Annotated in this window: 2 protein-coding genes; both read right to left on the reverse strand. The window is 62.9% G+C overall.

All coding sequences use genetic code 11. The features are described 5' to 3' along the window. On the reverse strand, positions 1-858 hold an 858-nt coding region (locus tag WAN71_RS21890), incomplete at its 3' end, for an NmrA family NAD(P)-binding protein (protein WP_422227337.1). Positions 859-1,041: 183 nt separating this feature from the next. Continuing rightward, positions 1,042-2,034 (reverse strand): helix-turn-helix domain-containing protein, encoded by a 993-nt coding sequence (locus WAN71_RS21895; protein WP_422227338.1) that lies wholly within the window; start codon positions 2,032-2,034, stop codon positions 1,042-1,044. Positions 2,035-2,220: the final 186 nt, after the last annotated feature.

Genomic DNA, 2,220 nt, shown 5'->3' on the forward strand with positions numbered 1-2,220 from the left:
GGTGTACTGCTCAACTGTCATCGGGGGTGTGCCGCCGATGGTCTCGGCGAGGTTGTTTGTCCCCGCGAACACATCACTGCTTTGATAGTCGCGCGCGACGTTGCTCAGGTACTGCGCGAGGAATGGAGACCCTCCTTGGGCGCGCAGCGCGGCGGCAAACGATTCGGTGTCGATGGGTTCATAGCGGACTGGAATGCCCAGCGTCTTCGAGATTTTCTGCGCGATCTCGTAGTGGTCCAGTTCTTCGGGACCGTAGAGCGGATAGACCTGACGGTCGTGTGGTGCGGGGTTGGCCAGGATGGCCGCGATAACTCTGGCTTGGTCTGCGCTGGCGATCGGGGCGTGCCGGGCGTTTCCAAAGGGCAGACGCAACACGCCTTGGTTCTCGTGGCGCACCCATTGCCAACTGAGCCAGTCTGCGAACAAGGTTGGACGCAGATGCGTTGTCATGATGGGTGTTCGGTCCAGCAGCCGCTCGGCGATCCAATGTTCACGCGGCCCGTAATATTGCGCTTCTCGCCGCGCCGGACTCTGCGACATGTTCACCACCGCGCCGACACCGGCGTCGGTTGCGGCCTGCGCGAAGATTGCGGTGGCGTCGAGCAGCCTGGGCGGGTCGATCGGATAGCAAAAGTACGCCGCGGTTACCCCCACCATTGCCGAACTCACCGCGTCGAAGTCGAGCAGATCACCTTGTACGACTTCGGCGCCCAGCTCGCGCAGCCGCGTCGCGCGGTCGTCCAGGGTATGCACGAAGGCCCGGACGCGAAACCCACGCTCGCGCAACAACTCTACGGTCGGGACTCCGGTCTTGCCGGTCGCGCCGGTGATCAGAAACAACTCGGTCGTGTCGGTCATCGTTTAGCACCTTTCTCGGGGACAGCGCGGCCGAATGGACCTACACGCCCGTGTAGTGGCCGTCCGAACACTCACCGCTGGAATTTGTGGTGTCATTTTTGACGCTACGACGACGCAACCGTTCCCGGCGCTCGGACCAACCGACCGTGCGGCCCCTGCACAGTGTTGTGCAGACGATGAGCACTACTGATTGATGAACTCGCCCGTCGGCTCGGATCGCCGAGTGTTGGCTTGGTGGCGCCACTCGCGTGGCGACATGCCGTAGGCGTTCTTGAACATGCGGGTAAAGCTTGAGGGATCGGTGAATCCCCATCCGCGCGCGATGGATGCGATCGGGGTGGCGTGAAAGGCCGATGCCGCGATGTCGTTGCGGCAGCGTTCGAGGCGCTGTGTTCGGATCCAGTCGGCCAGGGTGATTCCGCTGGCGCCGAGAATGTTGTAGAGGTGACGCTCGGAAATGTGATGCGCGGCGGCGACTTGGGCCGCACCGAGATGCGGGTCGTGCAGATGCGCGCGGGCGTACTCCAGGATCCGAAGCCGCAGTGTTGCTTTCAGTGCATCCTTGCCGAGTTCGGCGGCGTCGAGGTGGGTGGCGATGACTGCCCGCATGAGTTCGATGCTCGGTTCGCTCAACACGTCCGCGCCCGGAACCGTGAACAGGTCGGGACGCGATGCGAGCCGGCGGAAGTAGGTGGCAGCTACGTCTGTCACCGGATGACCCGGGCTCAAGGTCAGCGCCGAGACTTGCCGAATCGCATCGTGGGGCAGTGCCAACCGGTCCAGCGGTATGCGGAAGAAATGCTGACGGATGCCGTCCGGAAACGTCAGCACGTAGGGCCGCGTGGAATCGTAGATAACCAATTCGCCCGGCCGTACGACCGCCTGGCGGTCGCCCTGAGCGACCAGGCTTTCGCCCGCCAACTGAAGCCCGAAAATGATGCTGGGCCTCATATCGTCACGCGCCAGTTGCGGGGTTCGCTCGGCGGAAGAATGATTGGACCGCACCGAGAAGATGGTCAGCTGCCCGAAATCGGTGATCGCGCCGACGGCTGCCGCGGGGCCGCTGTCGGTGGCGAAGGTGAGCTCCACATGGACGAAGGTCTGCGCGACCGTGTCACGAATGGCGTCGGCCCGGTCGCGCGCCGGGAGAGTCCTGGTATCGAGATGCACCGTCATGGCTGTGCCACCCGATTGGCCACGTGTGGGGCCGACGGCCATATGCTGTGCCTCCCAACGGGGCTATGTATACCGAGCGGTCTGCCCTGGCGTTTCAGAGTACGACGCTTTTGATTGATTGTACACCGATCGGTGTACTACAACTGATGATCTAGCCGGGCTGATCTTGAAAAAGAGCCTCTGAAG

This window comes from Mycobacterium sp. (assembly GCF_049280035.1).
In the GTDB taxonomy this organism is placed as follows: domain Bacteria; phylum Actinomycetota; class Actinomycetes; order Mycobacteriales; family Mycobacteriaceae; genus Mycobacterium.

Bases quoted from the DNA above. Each gene is read 5' to 3' on its own strand.
- WAN71_RS21895 (WP_422227338.1), bottom strand. From the start codon at position 2,034: ATGACGGTGCATCTCGATACCAGGACTCTCCCGGCGCGCGACCGGGCC.